This is a genomic window from Burkholderia lata (assembly GCF_902499335.1).
GTDB lineage: Bacteria > Pseudomonadota > Gammaproteobacteria > Burkholderiales > Burkholderiaceae > Burkholderia > Burkholderia lata_B.
Window position 1 is genome coordinate 547,503 of sequence record NZ_CABVQK010000003.1, and the last position, 25,169, is coordinate 572,671.

A 25,169-nucleotide genomic window follows, 5' to 3' on the forward strand; every position below is an offset into this window, starting at 1 on the left:
CGTCTCGCCAAACCTCCGCAGCGCGGCGCACCGGAGGTCGTGATGCAGGACTGGACGGCCTCCGACATCAACATCAACCTCATCACGCCACCCGGCACGCTGCGTCCGGCGCGCGTCACGCTGCTGCTCGACGCTCTCGCCAAGCACTTCGCGCAGGCATCATGGACGCTCTCCGAGCCTTGACGTGACAACACCGCTCCCGTGGAAAGGCCACGCACGATCCGTGCCGTCCGGATGCCCCGTGCGCCCTTATCTTCCTTGAAGCACGGTGTGATTTTTCATTTCAGCGGCCATGTTCGAGATGGGTTCTCGAAGCGCCGCGTGCAGATAACGCACCGTCGGCGAGAATTGCCGGCGGTGCGGGCATACGAGGTTCAGCGGCGCAGGCTCGCCGGGCTGATCCGGAATCAGCACCTCCAGCCGCCCGCTCGTGACGTCATCGCAGACGTCGAGCCATGACTTGTAGGCAACACCGAGCCCCTCCACCGCCCAGCGACGCGCAACGTCTGCGTCGTCGCAAAGCAGTTCTCCGTTGACCGTCACCAGCCGGCGCACGCCGTCGACGGGAAATACCCATCGGTCGTACACGCGGCCGCCGAGCGCGAAGAGCAGGCACTTGTGCAACGCAAGCTCGTCGAGCGAGGTCGGGCGACCATGGCGCGCCAGATAGGCCGGCGATGCGACCAGCACACGCCGGTTGCTCTCCGCGAGCGGCAACGCCACATAGCTGGCGGTTTCCGCCACGCCATAGCGAATCGCGACGTCCACCGGATCGCGGAACACGTCCGCCACGTAATCCGACAGCGACAGCTTCAGCACCAGCTTCGGATGCGCGTCGCGAAACGCCGTCAGCCATGACAGCAGCACGTTTCGCCCAAGATCCGACGGCGCGGAGATCTTCAGCACGCCCTGCAGTTCGTGGCGCTCCCCATGCAGGCGCTCCCGCCCCTCCCTGAGCGCCGACAGCACTTCCTGCGCATAGGGCAGGTATTGCTCGCCCTCCGACGTGAGCTTCAGGCTGCGCGTCGACCGGGCAAACAGGCGAATGTCCAGCTCCCGTTCCAGCCGCTGAATCGCCGCACTGACCTGCCCCGGAAGCAGGTCGGCCTCACGGGCGGCGTTGGAGAAGCTGCCCAGCACCGCCGTACGCACGAAGAGTCCAAGGTCGTCAATCCGGATCATTTTCATTCCAGCAGTGAAAGTTCTACCCGATTTTCCTGGTTTTTCATCCGTGTTGCAGTACGGAAAATACGATCCACACGTCGACGGCGGCGATAGCCGCCGGTTCCCGACCGCTCTCCACATTGACTGGAACACACCGCATGAAAGCCATCGTCTATACGCAGCACGGCCTCCCGGCCACCCACCCCAACGCACTCCACGAAGCGGAGTTGCCCCTGCCCGAGCCGGGGCCAAGGGACCTGCTCGTCAGGATCCGGGCGATCGCCGTGAACCCTGTCGACACCAAGGTCCGGAAGGGATCGCCGACCGACGCGCCGCGTGTGCTGGGCTGGGATGCGGTCGGCACGGTCGAGGCCGTGGGTCGCGACGTTTCGCTGTATCAGCCGGGCGACGACGTTTACTACGCAGGGTCGATCGCGCGAGCCGGCGCCTATGCGGAGTACGGGCTGGTGGACGAACGCATTGCCGCGCGCAAGCCCGCCAGCCTGAGCGATGCTCATGCCGCCGCCCTTCCGCTGACATCGCTCACCGCATGGGAGTTGCTGTTCGACCGTCTCGGCGTGGCCGAGGGAGGCGGCGAAGGCGATGCCATCCTGATCGTCGGTGCGTCCGGCGGCGTCGGGTCGATCCTGACGCAACTCGCGCGGCGCCTCACCCGGTTGCGCGTCATCGGCACGGCCTCGCGCCCGGAAACGCAGGCCTGGGTCCGGGAACTGGGTGCCCACGACGTCATCGATCATTCTCGGCCTCTGGTCGAAGGGCTGCGGGAAATCGGCGTACCCCACGTACGTTATGTTGCCAGTCTCACGCAGACGGATAACCACTATGCGCAGATCGTCGAAGCGCTCGCCCCTCAGGGGCGGCTCGGTGTCATCGACGATCCGGCGACGCTGGATGCGGTGCCGCTCAAGCGCAAGGCCATCTCGCTGCACTGGGAGCTGATGTTCACCCGCTCGCTCTTCGAGACGCCGGACATGATCCGCCAGCACGACATCCTCGACCGCGTCGCCACCCTGATCGACGACGGCACGCTTCGTACGACGATGGGCGAGCACTTCGGGGTCGTCAATGCGGAAAACCTCCGCCGCGCGCACGCCCTCATCGAAAGCGGCCGCGCACGCGGCAAGATCGTGCTCGAGGGGTTTTGAGCACGGCAACACCGCGTCGGCATTCGATGCCTCACCGGCAGCCGGACTCCCTCAACGACAGGAAAATAACCATGCGCCACTCGCGCCAGCATTCCACGCCAATCCGCTACCGCCTGAAATCACTCGCGCTTGCCAGTGCGCTCGCATTGTGGAGCGTTGCGCCTTACGCCTCGAGCGTCGCCGCGACGCCTGCGGCAACCGTCGCGCCGACACCTTCCGACACCCGGTCAGCCCCGGGTACCCTGGATACTGTTGCCACGTTCAACGATGCGATGCCGACCGGCGTCACGGTTTCCGAATCCGGCCGCATCTTCGTCAACTTTCCGCGCTGGGGGGACGACGTGCCGTTCACCGTCGGCGAACTGCGGCACGGCAAGGTCGCCCCGTATCCGGATGCCGAGGTCAATCGCGCGGACAACCGGAAACCGGCCGATCACTTCCTGAGCGTCCAGAGCGTGGTGGCGGACGGTCGCGGCCGCCTCTGGGTGCTCGATACGGCTGCGCCGAATTTTTCCAGCCCGGTCGCGGGCGGCGCAAAGCTCGTCGCCATTGATCTGAAGCAAAATCGGATCGTGAAGACCATCGTCTTTCCCGGCAACGTCATGCGCGCGCAAACCTATGTCAACGACGTGCGCTTCGATTTCCGCGTCGGCAAGGCGGGGGTCGCCTATGTGACGGACTCGTCGCTCACGGGTACTGGCGGCATCATCATCGTCGACCTTGACACGGGCAGCGCAATGCGACGCCTCACGGGTGACGTATCGACATCGGCCGATCCGCATTTCGTACCTGTCTTCGATGGCGAACACCTGATGACCCGCGATGCCGACGGCAACACCCGGCCTTTCTCGGTGGCGTCGGACGGCATTGCCCTGTCACCGGATGGGAAGACGCTGTATTACTGCCCGCTCTCCAGTCGCCGTCTCTACGCGGTATCGACGGCAATGCTGCGTGATGCCTCCGTCAGCGACACCCAGCTGTCGGCGGCCGTCCAGGATCTCGGCGAGAAAGGCGCATCCGACGGGCTCGCGGCAGACGCGAATGGCACCGTGTACGCGGGCGACTACGAGCACAATGCGATCCGCAAGCGCTCGCCCGATGGAGCGTGGACGACCATCGTGCACGACTCCCGAATTCTCTGGCCCGACACGCTGGCCATCGGCCCGGACGGCTACCTGTACTTCACGGCCAATCAATTGCCGCGGCAGGCCGGATTCCATGGCGGCAAGGACCTGCGCCAAAAGCCGTACAGGCTCTTTCGTACGCATATTGGCGCCGCCCCCGCTCCGACACATTGACCTTCCGGGGGCGAACGAGACACATGTGATCCTGAGCCGGATGCATGTACGTCAACGAGTTTGACAATCGAATTGCCGGGCGAAATCGCCCGGCGTGACGCATCGCGGAACATCCTTGTTGCGTCGGGGCCCGGTTCGCTGCGAGCACCCCATCGAATCCGCGCCAACACGGCACTCGCGGTCAAGGCAATCATTTGATGCGCCCCAACCATTGGCAGACGTGTTGTCAATGAGAGGCGCCACGGACCGGCTCACCCGCTATCCGGCATTCATTACAAAACAGACATCAGATACTCACTGAGTCGCGCATTGAACTTTCTTGCCGTTTCGCTGGGAATGAAGTTGAACCCGTGAACGGCCCCGGCCACCACTTCCATCGAAATCGGTACGCCTGCACAGCTCAGCTTCTTGGCGTACTCCAGACTTTCATCAAGCAGCAGATCGAGGCTGCCGACCACGATGTACGTGCGGGGCAAATTCTCGAAACTCGGCGCATACGACGGCGAGTAATATTGAATTTCAATATCCTCCACCTTGTTGTCGCCAAGAAGATATTTCCATCCGAAGTCGTTCACATCGTGGGTCCACACATACTCGCCGGCGTATTTGTTTTTGACCTCGGCGGGATTGGCAGACGTCTTGTAGTCCAGCATCGGGAACAGCATGACCTGGTTCCTGGGGGTGATCTTTGTCTTGTCCCTCAGATAGTGGCACAGCGAAGCAGTGAGACCGCCCCCTGCGCTTTCCCCCATCACCGTGATTCTCTCCCGGTCGATGCCAAGCTGTTCCGCGTTGTCGTAGACCCACGTTATGGCGGAAGCGCAGTCGTTCAGTGGTGTCGGATACGGATGTTCGGGAGCCAACCTGTAGTCGACTGCAACGACAACGCAGTTCAACTTCGTGGCCGCCTCGTGGTGCTCGTTGTCGTACAGGTCAGCGGAACCTGATACATACCCACCGCCGTGGATATAGAAAATCGCAGGCAGCAGTTTGTTTTCTGCCCTTTGCGAAGGACCGTACACGAGGACGCTCACATCTTCGTTTACCTGGACTCTCTTCCCGAAAAAAGTGTCGTCCACTTTCGAGCTGAACATGCGCACGGCGGCTCGCGTCGCTTCAATATCGTCCTTTGTCTCCAACTTCAAAACAGTGGGCGATTCAGTGACTGCGCTTGCCTGATCCTTTGCAATGAGATGACTTGAATTGCTCATATATCGATCCTGTAGTCAGATGGGAGGCCCGGCCATCGCGTTCACGTCCGACTGATGCGCTTGCCGGAACTGGACAAGAAAAAGTTGCATTTGCAACCGCACGCCTCGAAAATTCGTAATCCTGTATATCCGGGATTCCGTTCTCTCGCGCAATCGCGCGTATGCCGCGCCTCAATGTGCCGTCATACCACCATCGGCAAGCCAAACCGCACCCGTGACGAACGACGCCGCGGAAGAACACAGGAACAGCACCACGCCGGCCATTTCCTCGGGCTCCGCTGCACGCCCCATCGGGCTGCTCGCCATCAGGGTCTGCGTCATGGCCGGATCGCTCAACCAGCGGTCCGTCATCGGCGTACGGATCAGACCCGGCGCCAATGCATTCACACGAATTCCCTTGGTTGCGTAGTCGAGGGCCGCAGCCTTCGTCAGGCCGATCACCCCGTGTTTCGCTGCCGCATAAGGCGCCATCCCGGGATCCGCGATCACCCCCGCGACCGAAGCCGTGTTCACGATCGCGCCGCCGCCGGTTTTGAGCATGGCCTCGATCTCGTGCTTGACGCACAGGAACACGCCCTTGAGATCGACGGCGATCACCCGGTCAAAATCTTCTTCCGTCATGTCGGCGAAAGGCGCGGTCCGCGGCAAGATCCCCGCATTGTTGAATGCGGCGTCGATCTTCCCGTAAGTCTCCACCGCCGTGGCCACCAGCGCACGCACCGCCTCGGCGTTGCTGACGTCCGTCTGCACGAAGATCGCTTCGCCACCCGATGCGCGGATTTGCTCGACGGTTTCGTTGGCACCCTGCCCCACATCGCCGATCACCAGCCGAGCACCGCGCTCGGCAAACGCCAGCGCCGTGGCCCGGCCGATACCCGATGCCGCTCCCGTGATCAGGACGGTCTTGCCGGAATAGTCGAATTGTTCATTAGCCAATCTGGAATCTCCTGCATTCATGCAGCACGCGCTGCTCAAGTTGCGATTCGGAACGGGTGAGCGGCGACACCCCATTCAAAAAAATTCAGACCCGCACCACCAGCTTTCCATGTGCACGATTGCTCTCGATCCACTCGCGCGCTTCATCGAACGCGAACAGGTGTTGCCGATGCGACGGCAGTTGGTCGGCGGCAATGTCGTTGACGATCGAGCGCAGCGGCGAATCTTCCAGCGGAAGCGCCGCCGAGCCGGGCAACTGCGCCGGGAAAGAGGCAAGCCGAACAGCCGGCGGCAGATCCGCCATCAAATTGAATCGTTCAAGCACCGGCGGGCCGCCCAGCATCCCGATCACGGTGACTGCGCCGAAGGGTTTCAACGTCCGTGTGGTGTCGCGCAACGTCGACGTGCCGATCACCTCGAGCGCCGCGTCGATCCCCTTCGGCTGAAGGTGAAGGACTTCGTCGGAGACGTTTCCGCCATCGAAGATCACGTTGTCAGCGCCAACAATGTGAAGCTGCTTCGTGTGAGCCGCCGCGCGTGTCGTCACTATGCCCGTTCAGATCTGAGTACGGAATCGACAAAACTGACAACCAATCTCTCAAATTCGAGAGGATTTAAAGTGCCAAGACGATGCTCTGCGCGGCGTGCGACGTGGTTCTGGAGATGTCGCTGAAATCACCTGGCTGCTCTCGGTGAATGGCCAAGCACAGTCGTGACGTTGGCAGGACTTTCGCGCGCTGCCCGCGGAACGCCTTCAGGAGGCGATGCGAGTCGCGGGCTGTGTCGTAGCTGTAACCGCAGCGCTTGAAGCCTCGTTACGGGAGGGTGTTGTACAGCCCGTTATCAAACGGGCTATGGGGTTTCACCCGCCGAAAAAGCAACGGTACATGCCGCGCGCTTCGCTACGATGGCCGCAAGCATTCAGGCGGACGCTCTCAGCCATTCGCCCGCGCCCGGTCGCTCGTTTCAGTCGAGAGAGACGGCGGCTGCCTGCCGGACCGCAACCGCCGCCCGATACGGTGCAGCAACGCACGCGCCGTCGCGTTTGCTATGCTGCGCGCATCGCCAGCCCGAGCCGATCGCCGACATGAACGACCTCGCCCCCGACCTCGCCCGCACGCTGCGCGCGTCCTGCGACGCGTGCTTCGGCACGGCCGCCGTCTGGCCGCTCGTCGAGCACGCGTATGGCGAGCCGCAACGCTTCTACCACACGCTCGCGCACCTGGCCGAGCTGTTCGCGCATCTCGCGCCGTATCGCGAGGAACCGCTGTGGCCTGCGATCGAGCTCGCGGTATGGGCGCACGACTTCGTGTACGCGACGACGCCGCCGGATTATGCGGACAACGAAGCACGCAGCGCGCAATGGCTCGTGCAGGTCACGAACGCACACTGCGACGAATCCTGGTTGCATGCGCACGCAGCGCACGTGTCCGTTGCACACGATCTCGTGCTTGCGACGAAGTCGCACCGGCTGCCCGATACGTTCGCATCCGATCCGGACCTGCAGCGCGCCGGGCGGATTTTTCTCGACGCCGATCTCGCGATCCTCGCGGCCGCACCCGACCAGCTGCACGAATACGACCGCGCAATCGCACGCGAGTGGGCGCAGGATCCCGATGCGCCGTCTGCAGCATTCCGCACGGGCCGCAGGCAGGCGCTCGAACATCTGCGTGCGCAGGCCCCGCTGTTTCAATCGGCGGAATTCGCACCGCTCACGGCGCGTGCGCTGCGCAATCTCGATGCGCTGATCGACGCGTACGCGTAGGCGCCAGGCGCGCCCGCATCGCCCCTTCGGATCGATAGAACCGGCCCGTCGCGCGCGGCGCCCCGACGCGCCCGCGCGGCACGACTCTCTGCAGCAGCCCCCTCAGCGCCGTTTTTTTTCCTCGCCCATCTCATACGACATCAGACAATAAAACCAGCAGGAACCTCGATTTCCCCGAGGAGCCACCGCATGCGCGCCCCCGGAAGTAACCCTCCGAACATCATATGATTGCATTTTCACATTCAATGTGATTTTATTATCGTATCTTGCACGCCGCCGCCAACCACGCGCACGGCGCACCCATACCAAGGAAGAGACGCAGATGGAGACAATCGCCGTCATCGGCAGCAACATGGTCGACCTCGTGACCTATGTCACACGCATGCCCGCCCGGGGCGAAACGCTCGAAGCGCCGAACTTCGAGCTCGGCTGCGGCGGCAAGGGGGCGAACCAGGCCGTCGCGGCCGCCCGCCTCGGCGCGCGCGTCGTGATGGTCACGAAGGTCGGCGACGACGTGTTCGCCGACAACACGATCCGCAACTTCGAGCTCGAAGGCATCGACACCACGCACGTGCGCAAGGTCGCCGGCGTGCCGAGTGGCGTCGCGCCGATCTTCGTCGAACCCGATTCGAGCAACAGCATCCTGATCGTCAAGGGCGCGAACCGCCACCTGACCCCGGCCGACATCGACGCGGCCGCGCCGCAGCTCGCCGAATGCGCACTGATCGTGCTGCAGCTCGAGATCGAGCTCGACACCGTCTATCACGCGATCGCATTCGGCGCGCGGCACGGCATTCCCGTGCTGCTGAACCCCGCGCCCGCGGTGGCCGATCTCGATTTCGAGCGGATCCGCACCGTCGAATTCTTCGTGCCGAACGAAACCGAGCTCGCGATCGTGTCGGGCATGCCGGTCGATTCGCGCGACACCGCGGCGCGCGCCGCCGAAGCGCTGGTCGCGCGCGGGCTCAAGCACGTGCTCGTCACGCTCGGTAGCAACGGTTCGCTGCTGGTATCGCGCGACGGCGTGCGGCACGTGCCGGGCGTACCGGTCGACGCGCGCGACACGACGGGCGCCGGCGATGCGTATATCGGCTGCTTCGCGCGCTGCTACGCCGCGTCGCGCGACGCGCTCGACGCAATGCGGTACGCGTCCGCGTACGCCGCACATTCGGTCACGGGCCTCGGCACGCAGAAGTCGTACGCCGACACCGCGACGTTCGAACGCTTCCTCCACGACGCCGGCTGCTGAACGGCGCCTTCATCGACGAGACAATTGGGAAGGAGACACCCATGGGCCGAGCCAGAATCGAACACACCTCCGACGGCTATTACCTGAACCGCACGCCGCTCTTCGCGTTCACGCTGCTGTGCTGCCTGTTCGCGCTATGGGGCACCGCCGCGAACCTGAACGACGTGCTGATCGCGCAGTTCAAGAAGTCGTTCTTCCTGTCCGATTTCGAATCGGCGTTCGTGCAGTCCGCGTTCTACCTCGGCTACTTCTTCCTCGCGATTCCAGCCGCGACCGTCGTGAAGAAGTTCAGCTACAAGACGACCATCCTCGTCGGCCTGCTGCTCTACACGACCGGCTGCCTGCTGTTTTTCCCGGCGGCTTCGATGGCGAAGTACGGGATGTTCCTCGTCGCGCTGTTCGTGATCGCGGCGGGCCTGTCGTTCCTCGAAACGGCATCGAACTCGTATTCGACGCTGATGGGCCCGCGCGAAACCAGCACGCGGCGGCTGAACATCTCGCAGACGTTCTATCCGTTCGGCGCGATGGCCGGTGTGTACATGGGCAGTTTCCTGATCTTCAAGGAAGGCGATGCGTCGCATGCGCAGCTCGCCGCGATGTCGGCAGCCGAAGCGCACGTGCACCAGCTCGCGATGATCCAGGCCACGCTCGAGCCGTACAAATGGCTGATCGTGGTGCTCGTCGCCGTGTTCATCGTGTTCGCGCTCACGCCCTACCCGGCCTGCAAGGGCAACGGCCCCGGCGTGGCCACGCACCGGATCGACGCGCGCGGCACGCTCGCGCGCCTGTTCGGCAACCGGCGCTTCGTCGCGGGCGTCGTCGCGCAGTTCCTGTATGTCGGCGCGCAGGTCGGCGTGTGGAGTTTCACGATCCGGCTTGCGATGCAGATTGGCGGCCTTACCGAACGCGATGCGTCGCACTACCTGCTCGCCACGTTCTTCGCGTTCTTCGTCGGCAAGCTGGTCGCGACGCTCGTGATGAAGCGCGTCGGCCCGGCCAAGGTGCTGATCGTCTACGGCATCCTGTGCATCGCGCTGCTCGCTTACACGATCAGCGTGCACAACATCACGGCCGTCTATGCGGCCGTGGGCGTGAGCGTGTTCCTCGGCCCGTGCTGGCCGACGATCTACGGCCTCACGATCGACGGGCTCGGCAAGGACACCGAGTACGGCGGCTCGATCCTCGTGATGAGCATCGTCGGCGGCGCGGTCGTGCCGCTGATCCAGGGGCTGATCTCCGATCACACGGGCGGCAACATGCAGCTCGCGTTCGTCGTACCGCTCGCATGCTTCGTCGTGATCGTCTACTACGGCTTCTACTGCCTGCGCCACCTGCCGGCCGCGACGCCCGACACGGCCGCCGACGGCAACGCGCCGGCGCGCTACGCCGCCACGCGCAACACGTCGGGAGCGTAAGCATGCGAGGCGAAATCGAACTGCGGCGCGACGACTTCCGCGACACGTCGCGCACGCTGTACCGCACCGACGGCCTCACCGTCACCGCGTTCGCGTATCCGTCCGGCGTCGAGGCGCTGAAGCTCGAGAACCGCCGCGGCCACCTCGTCGTGCTGCCGTATCTCGGCCAGATGATCTGGGCCGCCGCGTTCGACGGTCGCGACCTGACGATGAAGCACATGTTCCGGCAACCCAAGCGGGCGGCGTCGATCATCGATACCTACGGCTGCTTCATGTTCCACAGCGGGCTGCTGCGCAACGGCTGCCCGGGGCCGGACGACACGCATGCGCTGCACGGCGAGATGCCATGCGCGCCGATGGATCGCGCGAGCCTCGTCGTCGGCGCGGATGCGCGCGGCGCGTTCGTCGAGGTGACAGGCGAATACGAATACGTGCAGGGTTTCGGCAGCCACTACGTGGCGCGCCCGTCGGTACGGCTCGCCGAGCACGACGCGCAGATGACGATCGCGATGGACGTGACGAATCTCGGCGGCACGCCGATGGACCTGATGTACATGGCGCACCTGAACTACGCGTACGTGCCGGGCGGTCGCTTCGTGCAAGCGTTGTCTAAAGACGGGTTACGGCTGCGCGACAGCGTGCCCGCACACGTGAAGCCGACTGCCGCGTGGCGCGACTACACGGCTACGCTCGCGCGCGAACCGGAACGGCTTCACACGCTCGATGCGCCCGCGCTGTACGACCCGGAGATCGTGTTCTTCATGAACGATGCGGAAACGGATGCGGAGGGCGTCGCACATTTCCTGCTCGCGCATCCGGACGGCGGCGCATTCCACACCGCATACCGGCCCGAGCAATTCCCGCATGCGACGCGCTGGATCCTGCACAACGCCGACCAGCAGGTCGCCGCATTCGCGCTGCCGTCGACCTGCGAGCCGGAGGGTTATGAAGCCGAACGCCGCAAGGGTCATGTGGCGGCACTCGCGCCGGGCGCGACGCGCCGCTTCGAAGTCGTCACCGGCTACCTGAGCGCGGCGGAAGCACGCGATGCGTGAAGCGATGCGCGGCCGCGCGCCATCAGGTCACGAGCGCGATCCCGTGTTCGCGGATCGCCGTTTCGTAGCGGCGGCTCAGTTGCCCGTCCGAGATCACGTAGTTGAAGTCGGTCAGCTCGGCGAAATAGGCCGCGCGCACTTCGTCGAACTTCGTGTGATCGACGAGCAGGAAGCGGTTCTGCGCGCGTTCCATCACCTTCTTCTTCGCGTCGACTTCGTGGAAGTTGAAGCAGGTGACGCCGCAGCGGTCGCTCACGCCGGCCGCCGAGATGAACGCCTTCGACACGCGCACCGTGTCGAGGATGCCCGTCTCAGCCACCGACTCGAACACCATGTTCTTGCGGTGGTACGCGCCACCGCACAGGATCACGCTGCAATGCGGCTTCTGCTGCAGCTTCGCGAACACGTTCAGCGAATTGCAGACGGCGGTGAATTCGAGGTCGTCCGGAATGAAGTCGACGACGAACGGCGTGGTCGAGCCGCAGTCGACGAAGATCGTGTCGCCGGTCGTCACGAACTGCGCGGCCAGCTTGCCGATGCGGCGCTTCTCCTCGGTCTGCCGGTTGTTCTCGGCGCTGACCACGTACTCGCCGATGTCGCTGCGCTGCGCGGCGAAGTGGCGCGTCACGTAGCCGCCGATCAGGCTCAAGCCGTGCGGGTTGTCCGCGAGATCGCGGCGGATCGTCATTTCGGATACACCGAACAGCTCGGCGACTTCCCTCAGATGAATCGCGTTCTGCCCTTGCAGTACGTTCATCAGTGTCTTGATCCGTTCGCCCTTCTTCGTTTCCATGCCAGTATCCTGCGTGCCCGTCGTATCCGTCGCTTGTGGTGCCGGGCGCACAGGCCCGGCCGGAATGTCGTATTTGTAACAAACCGATGTGAAAACATCAACTTTACGTGTGCCCTTCCGGCACACGCTCCGTGGAGTCCTGAAACATGCCGCTTTCCAACGCCCAACTCGCTCAAGCCATCGATCACACGCTGCTCGCGCCCGACGCGAGCGACGCGCAGATCCGCGAACTCTGCCGCCAGGCGGCCGAGCATCGCTTTTACTCGGTCTGCGTGAATTCGGCGAACGTGCCGCTCGCCGCGCGCGAGCTGGCCGCTACCGGCGTGCTCGTCTGTGCCGTGGTCGGTTTTCCGCTCGGTGCCGGGCTGTCGGCCGCCAAGGCATTTGAAGCCACCGCCGCGATCGCGGCGGGCGCCGGCGAGATCGACATGGTGATCAACATCGGCGCGCTGAAGAGCGGCCGCGCCGACGACGTGAAGGCCGACATCGACGCCGTGCACCGCGCATGCGGCGCGGTGCCGCTCAAGGTGATCCTCGAAACGGGGCTGCTGACCGACGACGAGAAGGTGCGCGTGTGCGAGATGTGCCGCGATCTCGGCGTCGCGTTCGTGAAGACGTCGACCGGGTTCGGCCACGGCGGCGCGACGCTCGCGGATGTCGCGCTGATGCGCCGCACGGTCGGCCCCGTGCTCGGTGTGAAGGCATCGGGCGGCGTGCGCGACCGCGCGGCCGCGCTGGCGATGATCGAGGCCGGCGCGACACGACTCGGCACGAGCTCGGGGGTGGCGATCGTTTCCGATCACGGAGCGAGTGGGTCGGGGTATTGACCGACGCTGCAGGCCGCCGACGGATTTGCGGACGCGGCCGCAGTGGTACGTTTGGCGCTCTCGCGCACCGTTCGCGTGCGCCTTCGTCACCCGTCCGATGAAAGCGTTCTTCGTCTGTTTGGCGCGGCGGTCGACGCGCGACGGACCGCCACCCACCACCTTTGCTTGTCGATCAGCCGCCCGCCCCCAGCCCCGCGATCCGTTCGCGCAACCGCGGCGCCACGAAATCGAGAAACGCGCGCAGCTTCAGCGGCATCGGCGCCTGCCCCTTGTGCACCAGGCTGACCGGCAGCGGCTGCGATTCGAACGCGTCGAGCACCACGTCCAGCGCGCGATCGCGCAGCGCCTGCGCAACCTGGTACGACAGCACGCGGATCAGCCCGACGCCGAGCACGGCCGCATCGATGGCCGCCTCGGCCGTATTCACCGCGAAGCGCGAGTGCACGGGCACCGTCAGTTCCCCCTTCTCGCCGTCGAACACCCACGCGCGCCGCGACGCCAGCACCTCGAACGTGATGCATTGATGCCGCGCGAGGTCGGCCGGTTCGGCGGGTGTGCCATGCGCGGCGAGGTACGCAGGACTCGCACAGACCACGCGGCGCACACTGCCGACACGGGTGGCCATGAAGCTGCTGTCGGGCAACTCGCCGATCCGCAGCGCGACGTCGATCTGTTCTTCCATCAGGTGGGCGACACGGTCCGTCAGCACCAGCCGCACGTCGATCTCGGGATAGTGGGCAAGGAACGCGGCCAGCACCGGCACGATATGCAGACGCCCGAACACGATCGGCGCGGTGACGATCAGCTCGCCGCGCGGCGCCGCATATTCGCCGGTGGCGGCGCGCTCGGTTTCCGCGATGTCGTCGAGGATGCGCCTGCACCCGGCGACATACGATTCGCCCGCCTCGGTCAGCGACAGTTGCCGCGTCGTGCGATGCAGCAGCCGCGTGTTCAGGTAGGCCTCGAGGTCCGCGATCTTGCGGCTCACGGTCGCCAGCGGAATGCCGAGCTGGCGCGCGGCAGCCGACATGCTGCCGGCATCGATGACCGCCACCAGCATGGACATCGACTCGAGACGATTCATAGTGCCTCTCGAATTTCGGAAAGATGATTCCAGATTCTGGTGGATTATCTTTCCACGTGCAAGGCAGTACGCTCCTTTCATGCCTCTCGCCGACAGCATCCGCTGCCCGCAATGACCGATCGCCATGAAAGGAATCCGCCATGAACGAATTGCCCCTCGCCACCGGCATGCCGCCCGCCGCGGCTGTCGCGCCGCCTGCCGCCGCGTCGCGCGGCAAGATCGTCGCGATGGCCGCCATCGCCGGCGCGGTCGTGACCAACATCTACTGCACGCAGCCGATCCTGCCGCTGATCGCGCACGATCTGCAGGTCGCCCCGGCGACGGCCGACCTGGTGGCCGGCGCGGCGCTCCTCGGCTTCGCGACCGGGCTGGCGCTGCTGTTGCCGCTCGGCGACCGCTACGACCGGCGCAAGCTGGTGCTGGGCCAGATCGTGCTGGCCTTCGCATTTGCGGTGGCTTCGGCGCTCGCGCCGGGGGTCTGGGCGCTGATCGGCGCCGCGTTCTCGCTCGGTGTGGTCAGCTGCGTGCCGCAGCAACTGGTGCCGTTCGCGGCCGTGATGTCCGCGCCCAATGAACGTGGACGCAACGTCGGCACGGTGGTCACCGGCATCATGGTCGGCATCCTGCTCGGCCGCGCGGTCAGCGGCCTGATCGCCGCGCACGCCGGGTGGCGCGCGGTGTATGCCGTCGAAGCTGCCGCAATGGTGCCGGTGGGAATCGCCGCCGCGTGGCTGCTGCCGCGCGGCGTGCCGAGCACCACACTGTCGTATGGCCGGCTGCTCGCGTCGCTGTGGACGCTGGCGCGCGCGCATCGTCCGATCCGCGAATCGATGGTCGTGCAGGCGTTGCTGTGGGCCGCGTTCAATGCGTTCTGGGTCAATCTCGCGGCGCTGCTCGCCGACGGGCCCTGGCACCTCGGCAGCGCGTGGGCCGGCGGCTTCGGCCTCATTGGCGCGGCAGGCGCGCTGGCCGCCACGATCGGCGGCCGGGCGTCCGACCGGATCGGCACGCGGCGCGTGATCGGCCTGGGCATTGCGATCGTGACGGTCTCCTACCTGATCCTCGCCGGCGCCGGCAGCTCGCTCGCGTTGCTCGTGATCGGCGTGGTGGTGCTCGACATCGGCGTGCAGGCCGGCCTGGTCGCGAACCAGACGCGCGCGTTCGCCGCCGATCCGAAGGCACAGGGCCGCATCAACAGCCTTTACATGACCGCGACCTTCGTCGGCGGTGCGCTCGGTGCGACCGTCAGCGGCGCGCTGATGGCCCGCTTCGGCTGGCATGGCGTGGTCGCATTCGGCATCGCGGCCGGGCTGGCCGCGGCGCTCGTGCATCGCTGCGTGGGGCGGCGCTGATCCGGCGCGCGTCATGATCGACGTCACCCTCGTTCACAAGGCGCTCGCGCATCCGTTCCGGCAGGACGTGCTGCGCTGGCTGAAGTCGCCCGATACGTTGTTGCCGGATGCCGCACGCCTTCGCTCGCAACACGGTGTGGCGCTTTCGTCGATCGTGGTACGCAGCGGCTTGTCGCAATCGACCGTGTCGGCGCACATCGCCGTACTGCGCGAGGCCGGCCTGATCGTGGCGACGACGATCGGCCAGTGGCGCTTCGTCGCCCGCGACGAAACGGTCATCGCCGCGTTTATCGCCAGCATCGTCAGCGAACTCTGACCCGCGGCACCGGGCCGCCGTTTCGTCACGCACCGGCATCTATCCCGCTGCCCTTTTTCCATCGCGAGACACACACGCCGTACGGGAATCCGTCGGCGTTTTTTTACGCGAGTCCCCTCCCGATTTCCGAGAGGATGATTCCCGAATCAGACCAATTATCGGCAAATCCTGAAGGATGTATCGTGCTTTCACGGTGGCGATTTCGTGATCGCCGTCCGCCAGACCCCGCGCAATCCGAACCCATTCGAAACACTCGACACCATGAACACCGCTTCCTTGCCGGCCATCGCCTCAGCGCCTGCGCCACAGGCCAGCGCCGCCGCGCCGCCCATCCTGACGCCGCGCCTTGCGACCGGCCTCGCCGGCATGCTGCTCGCGTCCTTGCTGGCCATCCTCAACGAACAGGTCACCGCCGCCGCGATGGCCGACATCCTCGGCGCCTTCTCGATCGGCCATGACGACGGCAGCTGGCTGACCGCGCTGTTCGAGGCAGCCAACGTCGCGACCATGGTGTTCGCGCCGTGGTTCGGCGTCACCTTCACGCTGAAGCGCTTCACGATCGGCGCGGTGCTGGCGACGCTGATGCTCGGCGTGCTGTGCCCGTTCGCGCCGGGCTTCGCCGCGCTGACCGGGCTGCGCGTGCTGCAGGGCATCGCGGGCGGCTGCCTGCCGCCGATGCTGATCATCGCGGCGCTGCGCTACCTGCCGCCGAAGGCGAAGCTGTACGGGCTCGCCGGCTATGCGATGACGGCAACCTTCGGGCCCGCGCTCGGCACGCCGCTCGCCGCGCTGTGGACCGAGTTCGCCGACTGGCGCCTGGCGTTCTGGCAGATCGTGCCGCTCGGCATTGCCTGCTGCGCGGCGATCGGCTACGGCCTGCCCGCCGATACGACGAAGCCCGAACGGCTGCGCGCCTTCAACTGGTCCGGATTCCTGACCGGTTTCCCGGCCGTGGCGATGCTCGTCGTTGCATTGCTGCAGGGCGACCGCCTCGACTGGTTCGAGTCGGCGGCCATTCGTGCACTGGTGGCCGGCGGCCTGATCCTGCTCGCCGCCTTCCTCGTCAACGAATGGTTTCATCCACTGCCGTTCTTCCGGCTGCGACTGCTGGCGCGCCGCAACTTCACGCACGGGCTGCTCACGCTGGCCGGCGCGGTGATGCTGCTGACCGCGGTGGCCGCGATACCGGGTCACCATCTCGCCGGCGTGCACGGCTACCGGCCGCTGCAGACCGCGCCGCTGTCGCTGCTGGTGGCCATGCCGCTGCTGCTGAGCCTGCCGCTGACGGCTGCGCTCCTGAATCTGCGATGCGTCGATTCGCGCTGGGTGCTGGCCACCGGCTGCCTGCTGATGGCGCTCACCTGCGTCGCGGGCAGCCGGATCACGGCCGAGTGGATCCGCGACGACTTCTACTGGCTCCAGTCAATCCAGATCGTCGCGCAACCGATGCTGATCCTGCCGATCCTGATGGGCGTCACCACCGGCCTGCCGCCCGCCGAGGGGCCGTTCGCGTCGGCCATGTTCAATTCCCTGAAAACCTTTTCGGCAGCGCTGGCCACCGGCCTGCTCGAGACGCTGGGCACGGCCCGCGAACACCTGCATTCGAACCGACTGGTGGACCAGCTCGGCAACCGGGCGCAGTTGAGCGCCGGCACCGTGCTCGACAACGCAACCGGCCTCGCCCCGCTCGCGCACCGGCTGCACGAGCAGGCGCTGGTGCTGGCCTCCGCCGACCTGTACCGGCTGGCCGCCGGTGTCGCCGTCGCCCTGCTGCTGCTCGTGCCGCTGCTGCCGGTACGGATCGCACCGCCGTGGGCTCCGCAACCTCCTTCCTCGCACTGAGAGACGATCGCCATGTCATCCGCCACCTCCCCCAAGCACAAGGCGCTTGCCGCCGCCGCGCTCGTGATCGCCGTCGGCGTCGCGGCCTGCGCCGGCACGCACCGCTTCATCGATTCGCATACCGAAACGACTGACGACGCGACCGTCGCTGCCGACTTCACGCTGGTCGCACCACGCGTCGCCGGGCCGCTCGTCGAGGTCCTGGTCGACGACAACCAGCCCGTGCGCGCCGGCCAGCTGCTGCTGCGCATCGACGACCGCGACTTCCGTGCCGCGCTGACGAGCGCGCAGGCCGACGTGGATGCCGCCCGCGCAGCGGTGGCCAACGACGAGGCCGAAATCGCGCGCCAGCCGGCGCTCGTCGACCAGGCGCGCGCCGCCCTGCGCGCCGACGACGCCGCCGTGCAGTTCTCGCAGGCCAACGACGCCCGCTACCGCGACCTGGCCGACAACGGCGCCGGCACCGCGCAGGAGCAGCAACGCGCGGCCAGCACGCTGGCCGGGCAGCTGGCGAAGCGCGCCGGCGATGCAGCCGCGCTGGCATCGATCAGCCAGAACCTCGCGGTGCTGCACGCCCGGCGCGACCAGGCAAGCGGCGCACTGGCCCGCGCCGAAGCCGCGCTCGAACAGGCGAAGCTGAACCTGTCCTACACGGAAGTGCGTGCGCCCGTCGACGGCAAGGTGGGCCGCCGCACCGCGCGGGTCGGCGCCTTCGTCACGCCCGGCGCACCGCTGCTCGCGATCGTGCCGCTCGCCGATGCGTACGTGATCGCGAATTTCCAGGAGAACCAGATCGGCGCGATGCATCCGGGCGACCGCGTGCGCATCCACGTCGACAGCCTGCCGGGCGTCAGCATCGCGGGCCACGTCGCGAGCCTCGCGCCGGCCACCGGCGTGAGCTTCGCGCCGATCGCCCCGGACAACGCCACCGGCAATTTCACCAAGATCGTGCAGCGCGTGCCGGTCAAGATCGCCATCGACGGGCCGCGCGAGCAGGCCGCCGCGCTGAGCGTGGGGCTGTCCGTCGAAGCGAGCGTCGACACCGGCGCGCATCGCAAGACCGGGAACGACCAGGAGGCGCAGCGATGAATCCCATTCGTTTCCTGCGCGCGGCGACGCTTGCGCTCATCGCCAGCGCCGCGCTGACGGCCTGCACCGTGGGTCCCAACTTCGAGGCGCCGGCCAGCACGGTGCCGCCCGTGTTCGCACGCACGCAAACCCTGCAGGCCGCCAGCCAGCCCGTCGAGGCCGCCTTCAAGGCCGACTGGTGGACCCTGTTCGACGACCCCGTGCTGGATACGCTCGAACAGCGCCTGGCCGATGCCAATCTCGACGTGGCGGCCGCCTCGGCGCGGCTGCGGCAGAGTCGGGCCGAACGGCGCGTCGCCGGCGCGGCCGAGCTGCCGACACTCGCCGCGGCCGGGTCGTACGACCGCGAGCGCGGCAGCGAGAACGGCATCCTGTCGCTGCTCGGCGTCACGCCGAGCGCGGCACCCACGCAGTCGGCCTCAGGCGATACGCCCCTCGGCGTGGCCGCCATGCCCGGCTCGTCGGGCTCGCCCGCCTACAACCTCTACCAGGCCGGCTTCGATGCGTCGTGGGAACTCGACCTCTGGGGACGCGTGCGGCGCGGCGTCGAGGCGGCCGATGCGCTGACCCGGGCCTCGTACGAAGCACGCAATGCGGTCTTGCTGTCGGCCCGCGCGGAACTCGCACGCGACTACCTCGAACTGCGCGACGCACAGGCCCAGTTGCGGATCGCCCGGCAAAACCTCGCCATCGCGCTCGACCTGGAGAAACTCGTGCGCATTCGCCGCAAGGACGGCGTGACGACCGACCTCGACGTGGCCAATGCGGCCGCGCAGGTGGCTTCGATCGAAAGCCGGCTGCCGATGCTGGAATCGCGCCGCGAAACGCGCGCCAATGCAATCGGCGTGCTGCTCGCGCAACCGCCCGGCGCGCTGGGTCCGATCCTCGACGCACCGCATGCGGTGCCCGGGCTCCCGGCAAGCGTGCCGATCGGCTTTCCGTCCGAACTTGCGCAACGCCGGCCCGACATTCGTCAGGCCGAGGCGCAGCTGCATGCGGCGACCGCCGCCATCGGCGTGGCGCAGGCCGACTTCTATCCGCGCATCACGCTGAACGGCAGTGCCGGCTTCCAGAGCCTCCAGCTCTCGAGTCTCGCCAGCTGGGCGTCGGGCCAGTTCGTGGTCGGGCCGTCGATCTCGCTGCCGATCTTCGAGGGCGGGCGCCTGACCGGCATGCTGAACCTGCGCCGGGCACAGCAGCAGGAAGCCGCGATTGTCTATCAGCGCACCGTGCTCGAAGCGTGGCGCGAGGTGGACGATGCGCTGGTGGTCTATCACGCCGAACAGCAGCGCCACGATCGACTCGTCGCGATCGTGACGCTGAACCAGCGGGCGCTCACGATTGCGCAGCAACAATACCGGTCCGGTGCGGCCGACTATCTCGACGTACTCAACGCCCAGCGGCAATTGTTCGACGCGCAAGGCCAGCAGGAGACCAGCGAGGCCGACGCGGCGATGCATCTCGTCACGCTGTGCAAGGCGCTCGGCGGCGGCTGGGAGACGCGCTTCGGGCCCGCCGCGAACACCGGGCGCACGGATACGACGCTGTTGCCGGCCCACGGCACGATCGCGCAGACGGGAAGCCGAAAAGGGGAAGTCGACTGATCAACGCGCGGCATCGCCTCTTCCGTCCGCTCCGCGACACCGGCACAATGCCGCTCATGCTCCATGACAACGCGTTCGTCTATCCGTCCGCCGGCCCCGTCGGCCGCCTCGCCAACCGGCTCGTCGCGAGCCGCCCGCTGCTGCGCGCACGCCGCGCGCTGCTGTCACGGCTGCCGTTCCTGCAGCTCGCGAGCGACGTCGAGAACGTCGTGTACTGCACGTGGCTCGTCGATGTCGCCGCCGTCGCGCATCTGGTGCCGCGCGGCGTCACGCTCGCGAGCCGCGACGGCCGCACGCCGTTCACGATCCTCACCTATGCGCACCGTCATTTCGGCCCGCGTCTCGCGGGCCCGCTGCGACGCGTGTTCCCGTCACCGCTGCAAAGCAACTGGCGGCTTTACGTCGAGGCGCTGCCGGGCGGCGTGCCGGCCGATCGCACGGTGCTGTTCGTGAAGAACGTGTTCGATCATCCGCTCTACGCGCTCGGCAGCCGGCTCTTCAGCGACGCGTTGCCGTCGCATCTCGCCGAGCGCTTCACGCATGCGGTGCAGGAAGGACGGTATCGAACGGTGCTGGCCGGTGGTAAAGGGAGCGCGCCGGATTTCCACTGCGCGGCGGCCGTGTCGGACGACTACAGGCTGCCCGCGGCGTTCGCGCCGTTCTTCGGAGGCTGGCACGATGCCATCGCTTACCTGTCGCTACAGCACGCGGCCGTCGCGCATGTCGCCGACTGCGACCGCCTCGCGCATGCGTCGATCGACCTGCCGATCGATATCGACGCGGTCCGGCCGCTGAAACCGGTCGAGCCGGTCGGCGGCGGCGAGTTCCTCGCGCGCATCGGCGCGACCGGCGAACCGCTGTGCTTCGTCGTGCCGGATGTCGCGTTCCGGGTGTTGTCGGAGCGGGTGCTGTAGCGCCGGCGATCGCGGCGCGCAATCAGAAGTACTTGATGGAGAGTGGAAAGCCGTAGAGTCGAGCGGGATTGGTCACCAGGATGCGTCGACGGGTTTCCGCATCAGGCGCCCAAGCATGAAGCAGATTCAAAAGCCTGCCCGTGTCGGGTACGCGCTGCAGCGAAACATGCGGCCAGTCGCTTCCCCACAGCATGCGATCCGGCGCATCCTCGATCAGTGCCCGGGCGACGGGTGCAACGTCTTCGAACGTCTGGAACTGGTCGCTAATGCGATAGGCGCCCGAGAGCTTGACCCAGTAGCCATGCTCGACCACAAGTCGTCGAAGTGCCACATAGCCCGGATCGTCGATGCCGAGCGCGACCGGCATATGCCCGATATGGTCGATCACGCCAGTGACCGGCAGCGTGACCAAGCGCGGCATCAGTTCCGGCAGATGGCGTGCATCCATCAGGAACTGCATGTGCCAGCCGAGATACTTGATGCGATGAGCCAGCTTCTCCATTTCGGCGAAGCCGATGCCACCACCGAACAACACGTTGATGCGCAGCCCGCGCACCCCGGCCTCGTGCAGTGCTTCCAGTTCGCGGTCGGTGATGGTCGAATCGACAACCGCAACGCCTCGCAGACGGCGAGGATGGCGTCGCAGCACCTCCAGCATGGTTCGATTGTCCGTACCGTATACGCTGATCTGCACCAGCACGCCGTACGTCATCCCGAGGGCGTCGAGCATGGCCAGGTATTTTGCCTCCGGAGCCGGCGGCGGCGTATAGCTGCGCGCTGCCACCATCGGGCAGGCGCCGTCGGATATGACATGGGCATGCGTATCGACCGCACCGAACGGCACATCGAAGACAGGGGCCGCGACCTGCTCGCTGGCCGGTGCGCATGCCGGCGCGGTTGCAAGAGGGATGACAGCGCTCATCTGCATGCTTCCTTGGTTCTGGATCCGCGGGTTGAACTTGATGCTGTGCGGGTTCTGCGTTGTACGACCCGCCCCACCTTTTACGGTCGATCTCCACGCACCGGCCGACTTACGTTTCCTGCGTAAATTTCGGGCGTTGCCGGTTCGTGTCACGCAATACGCGGCACGACATTGCCTGACCACGCGGCAAGGCCCGCCCCTCCGAATCCCGGCCGCGCCGTTTCAGGCCCGGGCCCGGCGTACCTCCGCCGAGTCAATCCCGGTTCGACGCGTCGTCCGGGATACGATACTCGGCCCAATCCTTGCCGACCAGCCAGCGTGGCGTCTTGCCTCTACCTGCCCACGTCGCACCCGTCACCGGATCCCAGTATTTGGGCTTGACCGGCATGCGCGTTCGCCCGGCCGGCTCCGGCATGCGCGGTTCCACCTGCAGCGCGTCGAGCAACCTGCGCATGTCGACACCGCTTTCTGCCAGCAGCGCGGCGATGCGTTCAGCCAGGCGAGCCGCTTCGTATTCTCGCGCGATGTCGATCTCCCGTTTCAATCGATCGAAATCCTCGAGCAGTTCCTGATACGTCTTCATTTCATGTGTCCGCCCGACCACGCATGCCGTGGATCCCGACGATACCGTCGACCATCGTGCGGCCAGCCGCCGGAAATGCCGGCGCGATCAGCGACTTCCGCCGCCCGGACACGGCATGCGCGGTGAGGCAATCGCGTGCGACGTGCCCGTGCGGCACCGAGTCGAACTGCAACACCTGGATGTCCGCGTCACGCCAGGCGAGCGCGGCCTTCACGACCGATGCCGCCTTGCCACCCGCGGGATGCGCGCGCGTGTCGGTGTCGAAGCGCGCGACCGCGTCGTCCGTTCCGAGGTCGTCGGCTCGGGCGAGAACCGCCGTCGTCCGGCCCGCACCAGCGAAACAAACCGCCCCGTCCAGCGCACTCGTGAGGTCGTCAGTGATGATGCGGATGCGCATGATTCCAGTCGCAATACATTCAAACACTCAGTGTTTGCGATCGGTGATGTTTTTCCAAGAACCAAAGTCGGAGAAAGTTGGTTCGATAATGGTTTCAGTACGTCTAATCACGATTAGCCGGCCTTTCTCCGAGCCATTTCCATTACCCAAAGGCGACATGCCCGCGGAGCGTAGCCGACCACATCGGCCTTATAGGGCAAGGCAGACGAGCCATTCCATGGATCGTGTCGCGTTGCCATCATTCATTCGGAAACTCGAATTCAACAGACCACTCAATATAAATATAAAGCGTATCGCACGACCGAACCCGATCGACGACTTCACTCAAATTTAATAAACACCGACTACGATCCGGCATCGTCAATCGGCCGATACGCAGCGACCTGCGCCGCGACTCTGCCGTTCGTCGAGCCACGACGCGCTCGCCCGACTACCACTCCCCTTGACCGGTGATACGCCACGCAATGACATGCCCGGACGCCACTCACATCGTTTCGCATATCTTATGAATTTAAAAAATCAGACTCCTTCACGTAGAAAATTCCTGGCGGCCGCGCCAGCCGCCGCGGTGGTGCCGCTGCTGAGCGCGTGCGGCGGCGACGACGTCACGCCGGTGCCTATCACCGATGCGGCACTGGCCGCGCAGATGTCCGCGAAGCTGAACGCGCAGCTCGACGACGCGGCGACGGTCAGTGCGATCCTGCCCGTGCTGACCGACGTGGGCTTCACGTGGGACCTGCCGACGGTACCCGCCGCGCAGATCGATGCGATCGTCGCGTACAGCTTCGGCAATCGCCCGAACGCGGCGAGCGGCAATACGTCGAGCACGGGCGGCAATCAGTCCGCGCTGCCCGACCCCGGGCCCGTCAACGAAGCGCTCGCGGATGCCGTGTACCGCATTCGGCAGCTGAAGCCGGTCAAGGTCTACGCGCAGTGGGAGATCGCCCGTTTTCTCGTGTCGAAATACGGAATGGACACGGACGTGCTGTCGTCGATCGAGCCGGTGATCGCGAGCGACGGTACGATCGTGTACCTGAACACGGTCGGCGTAGCCAAAGAAGCGGTGTCGCGCGCAGGTGGCGCATCCGCAATGGGCACCGTCGCGGTGGTCGGCCATCGCGACCACGCGAAGCGCTGCATCCAGACCTCGCAGCAGACGGGTATGAAGGCGGCCGCGGTGGCCGAGGTGCCGCTACCGACGCTCTACGACCCGCAATCGGGCCAGCCGTGGACACGCAACCGCAGCCTGTACCTCGTACACGACATGTCCGTGCAGTTGCCTGCTCGCGCGACCAGCGCAACGACGCAAGCATTCCCGAAGGGCTGAGCCTTCCGTTCTCCACGCCAACTTGATGATCATGACGACCCGCCGCCATTTCCTGGCTTCCACTTCATTGCTTGCCGCTTCACGCGCATCCGTTGTCCCCGCGTTCGCGAACGAGGTTCCTGATTCCGACACGGAGCTGCAGCGCCAGATACTCGGCAAGCTGACGAACGAACTGAACGACCGCGCGACCGCCTCCGACGAAACCGGCTACCTGTTCGACACATTTTTCTCGTGGGCGCCGCCCACCGTCGACACCACCGGCATCGACACGATTGCCGCGTTCAGCTTCGGCAGTCATGCAGGGGCACCAGGTGCTGCGCCCGTGCCAGACCCCGTGAACGAGGCGATTGCCGACGCCGTGTTCCAGCTTCGACAGAAGGTTGCAGCGCCAATCTTCGCGCAGCAGGAAGTGGCGAGCGCGCTCGCGTCGAAATACGGACTGACCGCCGGCGTGACGCCGATCGCGACGCCCGCGGCAGCCACCGGCAGCCCGATACCGACGCCCGACGGCGTGGCTGCCGCGATCGTCAAGCGGGCCGGCTCCGCTGCGGCGCTCGGCAAGATCGGCGTCGTCACCCATTCGGATCAGGCGTCGATCGCCGTGCGCGCATCGAAGGCCGCGGGGATGCAGGCAGCGGTGCCGGCTGGCCTGACGCTGCCGCTTCTCTACGACACGTCCGCGCAGATGCCGGCATTGCGGCGGCGCGATCTCTATCTGATGAGCAACCTGGCCGTGCAGCTCGGCATGCTGCGGCTCGAATTGATCAATCGCGAATACCCGAACGGTTGAGGTCGCCGGCCGCCGTTGGCGGGCGTGAGTCGGGCCACCACCAGTCGACTCGGTCGCCAACGGCCGCACG

At 66.0% G+C, this 25,169-nt stretch carries 24 protein-coding genes and 1 pseudogene; 16 read left to right on the top strand and 9 right to left on the bottom strand.

Translation table 11 applies throughout. The features are described from left to right. Positions 1-18: 18 nt before the first annotated feature. Positions 19-183, top strand: a pseudogene (locus BCO18175_RS10255) (LysR family transcriptional regulator); the annotation flags it as partial. A 66-nt stretch (positions 184-249) separates the two neighbouring features. Here the strand turns inward: BCO18175_RS10255 and BCO18175_RS10260 are convergent. Next, complete coding sequence (locus tag BCO18175_RS10260) at positions 250-1,182, bottom strand: LysR family transcriptional regulator (RefSeq protein WP_174980489.1); 933 nt, start codon at positions 1,180-1,182, stop codon at positions 250-252. A 140-nt stretch (positions 1,183-1,322) separates the two neighbouring features. On the opposite strand from BCO18175_RS10260, the gene BCO18175_RS10265 reads away from it, so the two are divergent. Further along, positions 1,323-2,330, top strand: a complete 1,008-nt coding sequence (locus BCO18175_RS10265) for a zinc-binding alcohol dehydrogenase family protein (protein ID WP_174980490.1) — start codon at positions 1,323-1,325, stop codon at positions 2,328-2,330. 71 nt (positions 2,331-2,401) lie between these two features. Beyond that, positions 2,402-3,628: an L-dopachrome tautomerase-related protein gene (locus BCO18175_RS10270; RefSeq protein ID WP_174980491.1), complete on the top strand. Its 1,227-nt coding sequence runs from the start codon at positions 2,402-2,404 to the stop codon at positions 3,626-3,628. A gap of 272 nt (positions 3,629-3,900) precedes the next feature. Here BCO18175_RS10270 and BCO18175_RS10275 read toward each other — a convergent pair whose 3' ends face one another. The 3 genes from BCO18175_RS10275 to BCO18175_RS10285 form a co-directional block, all read right to left on the bottom strand. Then, positions 3,901-4,839 (bottom strand): alpha/beta hydrolase, encoded by a 939-nt coding sequence (locus BCO18175_RS10275; RefSeq protein ID WP_174980492.1) that lies wholly within the window; start codon positions 4,837-4,839, stop codon positions 3,901-3,903. A 171-nt stretch (positions 4,840-5,010) separates the two neighbouring features. Next, positions 5,011-5,775 carry an SDR family NAD(P)-dependent oxidoreductase gene (locus BCO18175_RS10280; protein ID WP_254608021.1) on the bottom strand — a complete coding sequence of 255 codons (765 nt, stop codon included), beginning with the start codon at positions 5,773-5,775 and terminating at the stop codon, positions 5,011-5,013. A gap of 85 nt (positions 5,776-5,860) precedes the next feature. Next, entirely contained in the window at positions 5,861-6,322 is a 462-nt protein-coding gene (locus BCO18175_RS10285; RefSeq protein WP_368040715.1) for a zinc-binding dehydrogenase, read from the bottom strand. 540 nt (positions 6,323-6,862) lie between these two features. Here BCO18175_RS10285 and BCO18175_RS10290 point away from each other — a divergent pair. The 4 genes from BCO18175_RS10290 (at position 6,863) to BCO18175_RS10305 (ending at position 11,259) form a co-directional block, all read left to right on the top strand. Next, positions 6,863-7,540 carry a hypothetical protein gene (locus BCO18175_RS10290; protein WP_174980494.1) on the top strand — a complete coding sequence of 226 codons (678 nt, stop codon included), beginning with the start codon at positions 6,863-6,865 and terminating at the stop codon, positions 7,538-7,540. Positions 7,541-7,862: 322 nt separating this feature from the next. Beyond that, positions 7,863-8,789 (top strand): ribokinase, encoded by a 927-nt coding sequence (gene rbsK, locus BCO18175_RS10295; RefSeq protein WP_174980495.1) that lies wholly within the window; start codon positions 7,863-7,865, stop codon positions 8,787-8,789. A 41-nt stretch (positions 8,790-8,830) separates the two neighbouring features. Beyond that, on the top strand, positions 8,831-10,204 hold the full coding sequence (fucP, locus tag BCO18175_RS10300; protein ID WP_174980496.1) for an L-fucose:H+ symporter permease: 1,374 nt from the start codon (positions 8,831-8,833) through the stop codon (positions 10,202-10,204). A 2-nt stretch (positions 10,205-10,206) separates the two neighbouring features. Then, positions 10,207-11,259, top strand: coding sequence for an aldose 1-epimerase family protein (locus tag BCO18175_RS10305; RefSeq protein ID WP_174980497.1), 1,053 nt, complete (start codon positions 10,207-10,209; stop codon positions 11,257-11,259). A 22-nt stretch (positions 11,260-11,281) separates the two neighbouring features. Here BCO18175_RS10305 and deoR read toward each other — a convergent pair whose 3' ends face one another. Next, a complete protein-coding gene (gene deoR, locus BCO18175_RS10310) occupies positions 11,282-12,052 on the bottom strand; it encodes a DNA-binding transcriptional repressor DeoR (RefSeq protein ID WP_174980498.1) in 771 nt (256 codons plus the stop codon). 146 nt (positions 12,053-12,198) lie between these two features. Here deoR and deoC point away from each other — a divergent pair, with 146 nt between their 5' ends. Further along, the gene (gene deoC / locus BCO18175_RS10315) at positions 12,199-12,879 is read left to right on the top strand and encodes a deoxyribose-phosphate aldolase (protein WP_174980499.1); all 681 of its coding nucleotides are present in this window, start codon (positions 12,199-12,201) and stop codon (positions 12,877-12,879) included. Positions 12,880-13,051: 172 nt separating this feature from the next. Here the strand turns inward: deoC and BCO18175_RS10320 are convergent, their stop codons facing one another. Further along, positions 13,052-13,963 carry a LysR family transcriptional regulator gene (locus tag BCO18175_RS10320; protein ID WP_174980500.1) on the bottom strand — a complete coding sequence of 304 codons (912 nt, stop codon included), beginning with the start codon at positions 13,961-13,963 and terminating at the stop codon, positions 13,052-13,054. Positions 13,964-14,103: 140 nt separating this feature from the next. On the opposite strand from BCO18175_RS10320, the gene BCO18175_RS10325 reads away from it, so the two are divergent. From BCO18175_RS10325 to BCO18175_RS10350, 6 genes are all read left to right on the top strand, one after another. Continuing rightward, positions 14,104-15,315, top strand: a complete 1,212-nt coding sequence (locus tag BCO18175_RS10325) for an MFS transporter (RefSeq protein ID WP_254608023.1) — start codon at positions 14,104-14,106, stop codon at positions 15,313-15,315. Between the two features lie 13 nt (positions 15,316-15,328). Beyond that, complete coding sequence (locus tag BCO18175_RS10330; protein WP_174980501.1) at positions 15,329-15,631, top strand: ArsR/SmtB family transcription factor; 303 nt, start codon at positions 15,329-15,331, stop codon at positions 15,629-15,631. A gap of 261 nt (positions 15,632-15,892) precedes the next feature. Further along, positions 15,893-17,473, top strand: a complete 1,581-nt coding sequence (locus BCO18175_RS10335) for an MFS transporter (RefSeq protein WP_174980502.1) — start codon at positions 15,893-15,895, stop codon at positions 17,471-17,473. 12 nt (positions 17,474-17,485) lie between these two features. Then, positions 17,486-18,562, top strand: a complete 1,077-nt coding sequence (locus BCO18175_RS10340; RefSeq protein WP_174980503.1) for an HlyD family secretion protein — start codon at positions 17,486-17,488, stop codon at positions 18,560-18,562. Beyond that, positions 18,559-20,166 carry an efflux transporter outer membrane subunit gene (locus BCO18175_RS10345; protein WP_174980504.1) on the top strand — a complete coding sequence of 536 codons (1,608 nt, stop codon included), beginning with the start codon at positions 18,559-18,561 and terminating at the stop codon, positions 20,164-20,166. Before BCO18175_RS10340 ends, BCO18175_RS10345 begins: the two co-directional genes overlap by 4 nt. A 47-nt stretch (positions 20,167-20,213) precedes the next feature. Beyond that, positions 20,214-21,080 carry a DUF2071 domain-containing protein gene (locus BCO18175_RS10350; protein ID WP_174980505.1) on the top strand — a complete coding sequence of 289 codons (867 nt, stop codon included), beginning with the start codon at positions 20,214-20,216 and terminating at the stop codon, positions 21,078-21,080. A 22-nt stretch (positions 21,081-21,102) separates the two neighbouring features. Here the strand turns inward: BCO18175_RS10350 and BCO18175_RS10355 are convergent, their stop codons facing one another. The 3 genes from BCO18175_RS10355 to BCO18175_RS10365 form a co-directional block, all read right to left on the bottom strand. Then, on the bottom strand, positions 21,103-22,002 hold the full coding sequence (locus tag BCO18175_RS10355; protein ID WP_174980506.1) for an amidohydrolase family protein: 900 nt from the start codon (positions 22,000-22,002) through the stop codon (positions 21,103-21,105). A 253-nt stretch (positions 22,003-22,255) separates the two neighbouring features. After that, a complete protein-coding gene (locus tag BCO18175_RS10360; RefSeq protein ID WP_174980507.1) occupies positions 22,256-22,585 on the bottom strand; it encodes an H-NS histone family protein in 330 nt (109 codons plus the stop codon). A 1-nt stretch (position 22,586) separates the two neighbouring features. Next, complete coding sequence (locus tag BCO18175_RS10365) at positions 22,587-22,982, bottom strand: four-carbon acid sugar kinase family protein (RefSeq protein ID WP_174980508.1); 396 nt, start codon at positions 22,980-22,982, stop codon at positions 22,587-22,589. A gap of 505 nt (positions 22,983-23,487) precedes the next feature. Here BCO18175_RS10365 and BCO18175_RS10370 point away from each other — a divergent pair. Together BCO18175_RS10370 and BCO18175_RS10375 are read left to right on the top strand one after the other, a co-directional pair. Continuing rightward, positions 23,488-24,309: a hypothetical protein gene (locus BCO18175_RS10370; protein WP_174980509.1), complete on the top strand. Its 822-nt coding sequence runs from the start codon at positions 23,488-23,490 to the stop codon at positions 24,307-24,309. 31 nt (positions 24,310-24,340) lie between these two features. Further along, positions 24,341-25,099: a Tat pathway signal protein gene (locus tag BCO18175_RS10375; RefSeq protein WP_174980581.1), complete on the top strand. Its 759-nt coding sequence runs from the start codon at positions 24,341-24,343 to the stop codon at positions 25,097-25,099. The last annotated feature ends 70 nt before the right edge of the window (positions 25,100-25,169 follow it).

Coding starts and splice junctions, on each gene's coding strand:
- BCO18175_RS10260 (WP_174980489.1), bottom strand. CDS start 1,182: ATGATCCGGATTGACGACCTTGGACTCTTCGTGCGTACGGCGGTGCTG.
- BCO18175_RS10265 (WP_174980490.1), top strand. CDS start 1,323: ATGAAAGCCATCGTCTATACGCAGCACGGCCTCCCGGCCACCCACCCC.
- BCO18175_RS10270 (WP_174980491.1), top strand. CDS start 2,402: ATGCGCCACTCGCGCCAGCATTCCACGCCAATCCGCTACCGCCTGAAA.
- BCO18175_RS10275 (WP_174980492.1), bottom strand. CDS start 4,839: ATGAGCAATTCAAGTCATCTCATTGCAAAGGATCAGGCAAGCGCAGTC.
- BCO18175_RS10290 (WP_174980494.1), top strand. CDS start 6,863: ATGAACGACCTCGCCCCCGACCTCGCCCGCACGCTGCGCGCGTCCTGC.
- rbsK (WP_174980495.1), top strand. CDS start 7,863: ATGGAGACAATCGCCGTCATCGGCAGCAACATGGTCGACCTCGTGACC.
- fucP (WP_174980496.1), top strand. CDS start 8,831: ATGGGCCGAGCCAGAATCGAACACACCTCCGACGGCTATTACCTGAAC.
- BCO18175_RS10305 (WP_174980497.1), top strand. CDS start 10,207: ATGCGAGGCGAAATCGAACTGCGGCGCGACGACTTCCGCGACACGTCG.
- deoR (WP_174980498.1), bottom strand. CDS start 12,052: ATGGAAACGAAGAAGGGCGAACGGATCAAGACACTGATGAACGTACTG.
- deoC (WP_174980499.1), top strand. CDS start 12,199: ATGCCGCTTTCCAACGCCCAACTCGCTCAAGCCATCGATCACACGCTG.
- BCO18175_RS10320 (WP_174980500.1), bottom strand. CDS start 13,963: ATGAATCGTCTCGAGTCGATGTCCATGCTGGTGGCGGTCATCGATGCC.
- BCO18175_RS10325 (WP_254608023.1), top strand. CDS start 14,104: ATGAACGAATTGCCCCTCGCCACCGGCATGCCGCCCGCCGCGGCTGTC.
- BCO18175_RS10330 (WP_174980501.1), top strand. CDS start 15,329: ATGATCGACGTCACCCTCGTTCACAAGGCGCTCGCGCATCCGTTCCGG.
- BCO18175_RS10335 (WP_174980502.1), top strand. CDS start 15,893: ATGAACACCGCTTCCTTGCCGGCCATCGCCTCAGCGCCTGCGCCACAG.
- BCO18175_RS10340 (WP_174980503.1), top strand. CDS start 17,486: ATGTCATCCGCCACCTCCCCCAAGCACAAGGCGCTTGCCGCCGCCGCG.
- BCO18175_RS10345 (WP_174980504.1), top strand. CDS start 18,559: ATGAATCCCATTCGTTTCCTGCGCGCGGCGACGCTTGCGCTCATCGCC.
- BCO18175_RS10350 (WP_174980505.1), top strand. CDS start 20,214: ATGCCGCTCATGCTCCATGACAACGCGTTCGTCTATCCGTCCGCCGGC.
- BCO18175_RS10355 (WP_174980506.1), bottom strand. CDS start 22,002: ATGAGCGCTGTCATCCCTCTTGCAACCGCGCCGGCATGCGCACCGGCC.
- BCO18175_RS10360 (WP_174980507.1), bottom strand. CDS start 22,585: ATGAAGACGTATCAGGAACTGCTCGAGGATTTCGATCGATTGAAACGG.
- BCO18175_RS10365 (WP_174980508.1), bottom strand. CDS start 22,982: ATGCGCATCCGCATCATCACTGACGACCTCACGAGTGCGCTGGACGGG.
- BCO18175_RS10370 (WP_174980509.1), top strand. CDS start 23,488: ATGAATTTAAAAAATCAGACTCCTTCACGTAGAAAATTCCTGGCGGCC.
- BCO18175_RS10375 (WP_174980581.1), top strand. CDS start 24,341: ATGACGACCCGCCGCCATTTCCTGGCTTCCACTTCATTGCTTGCCGCT.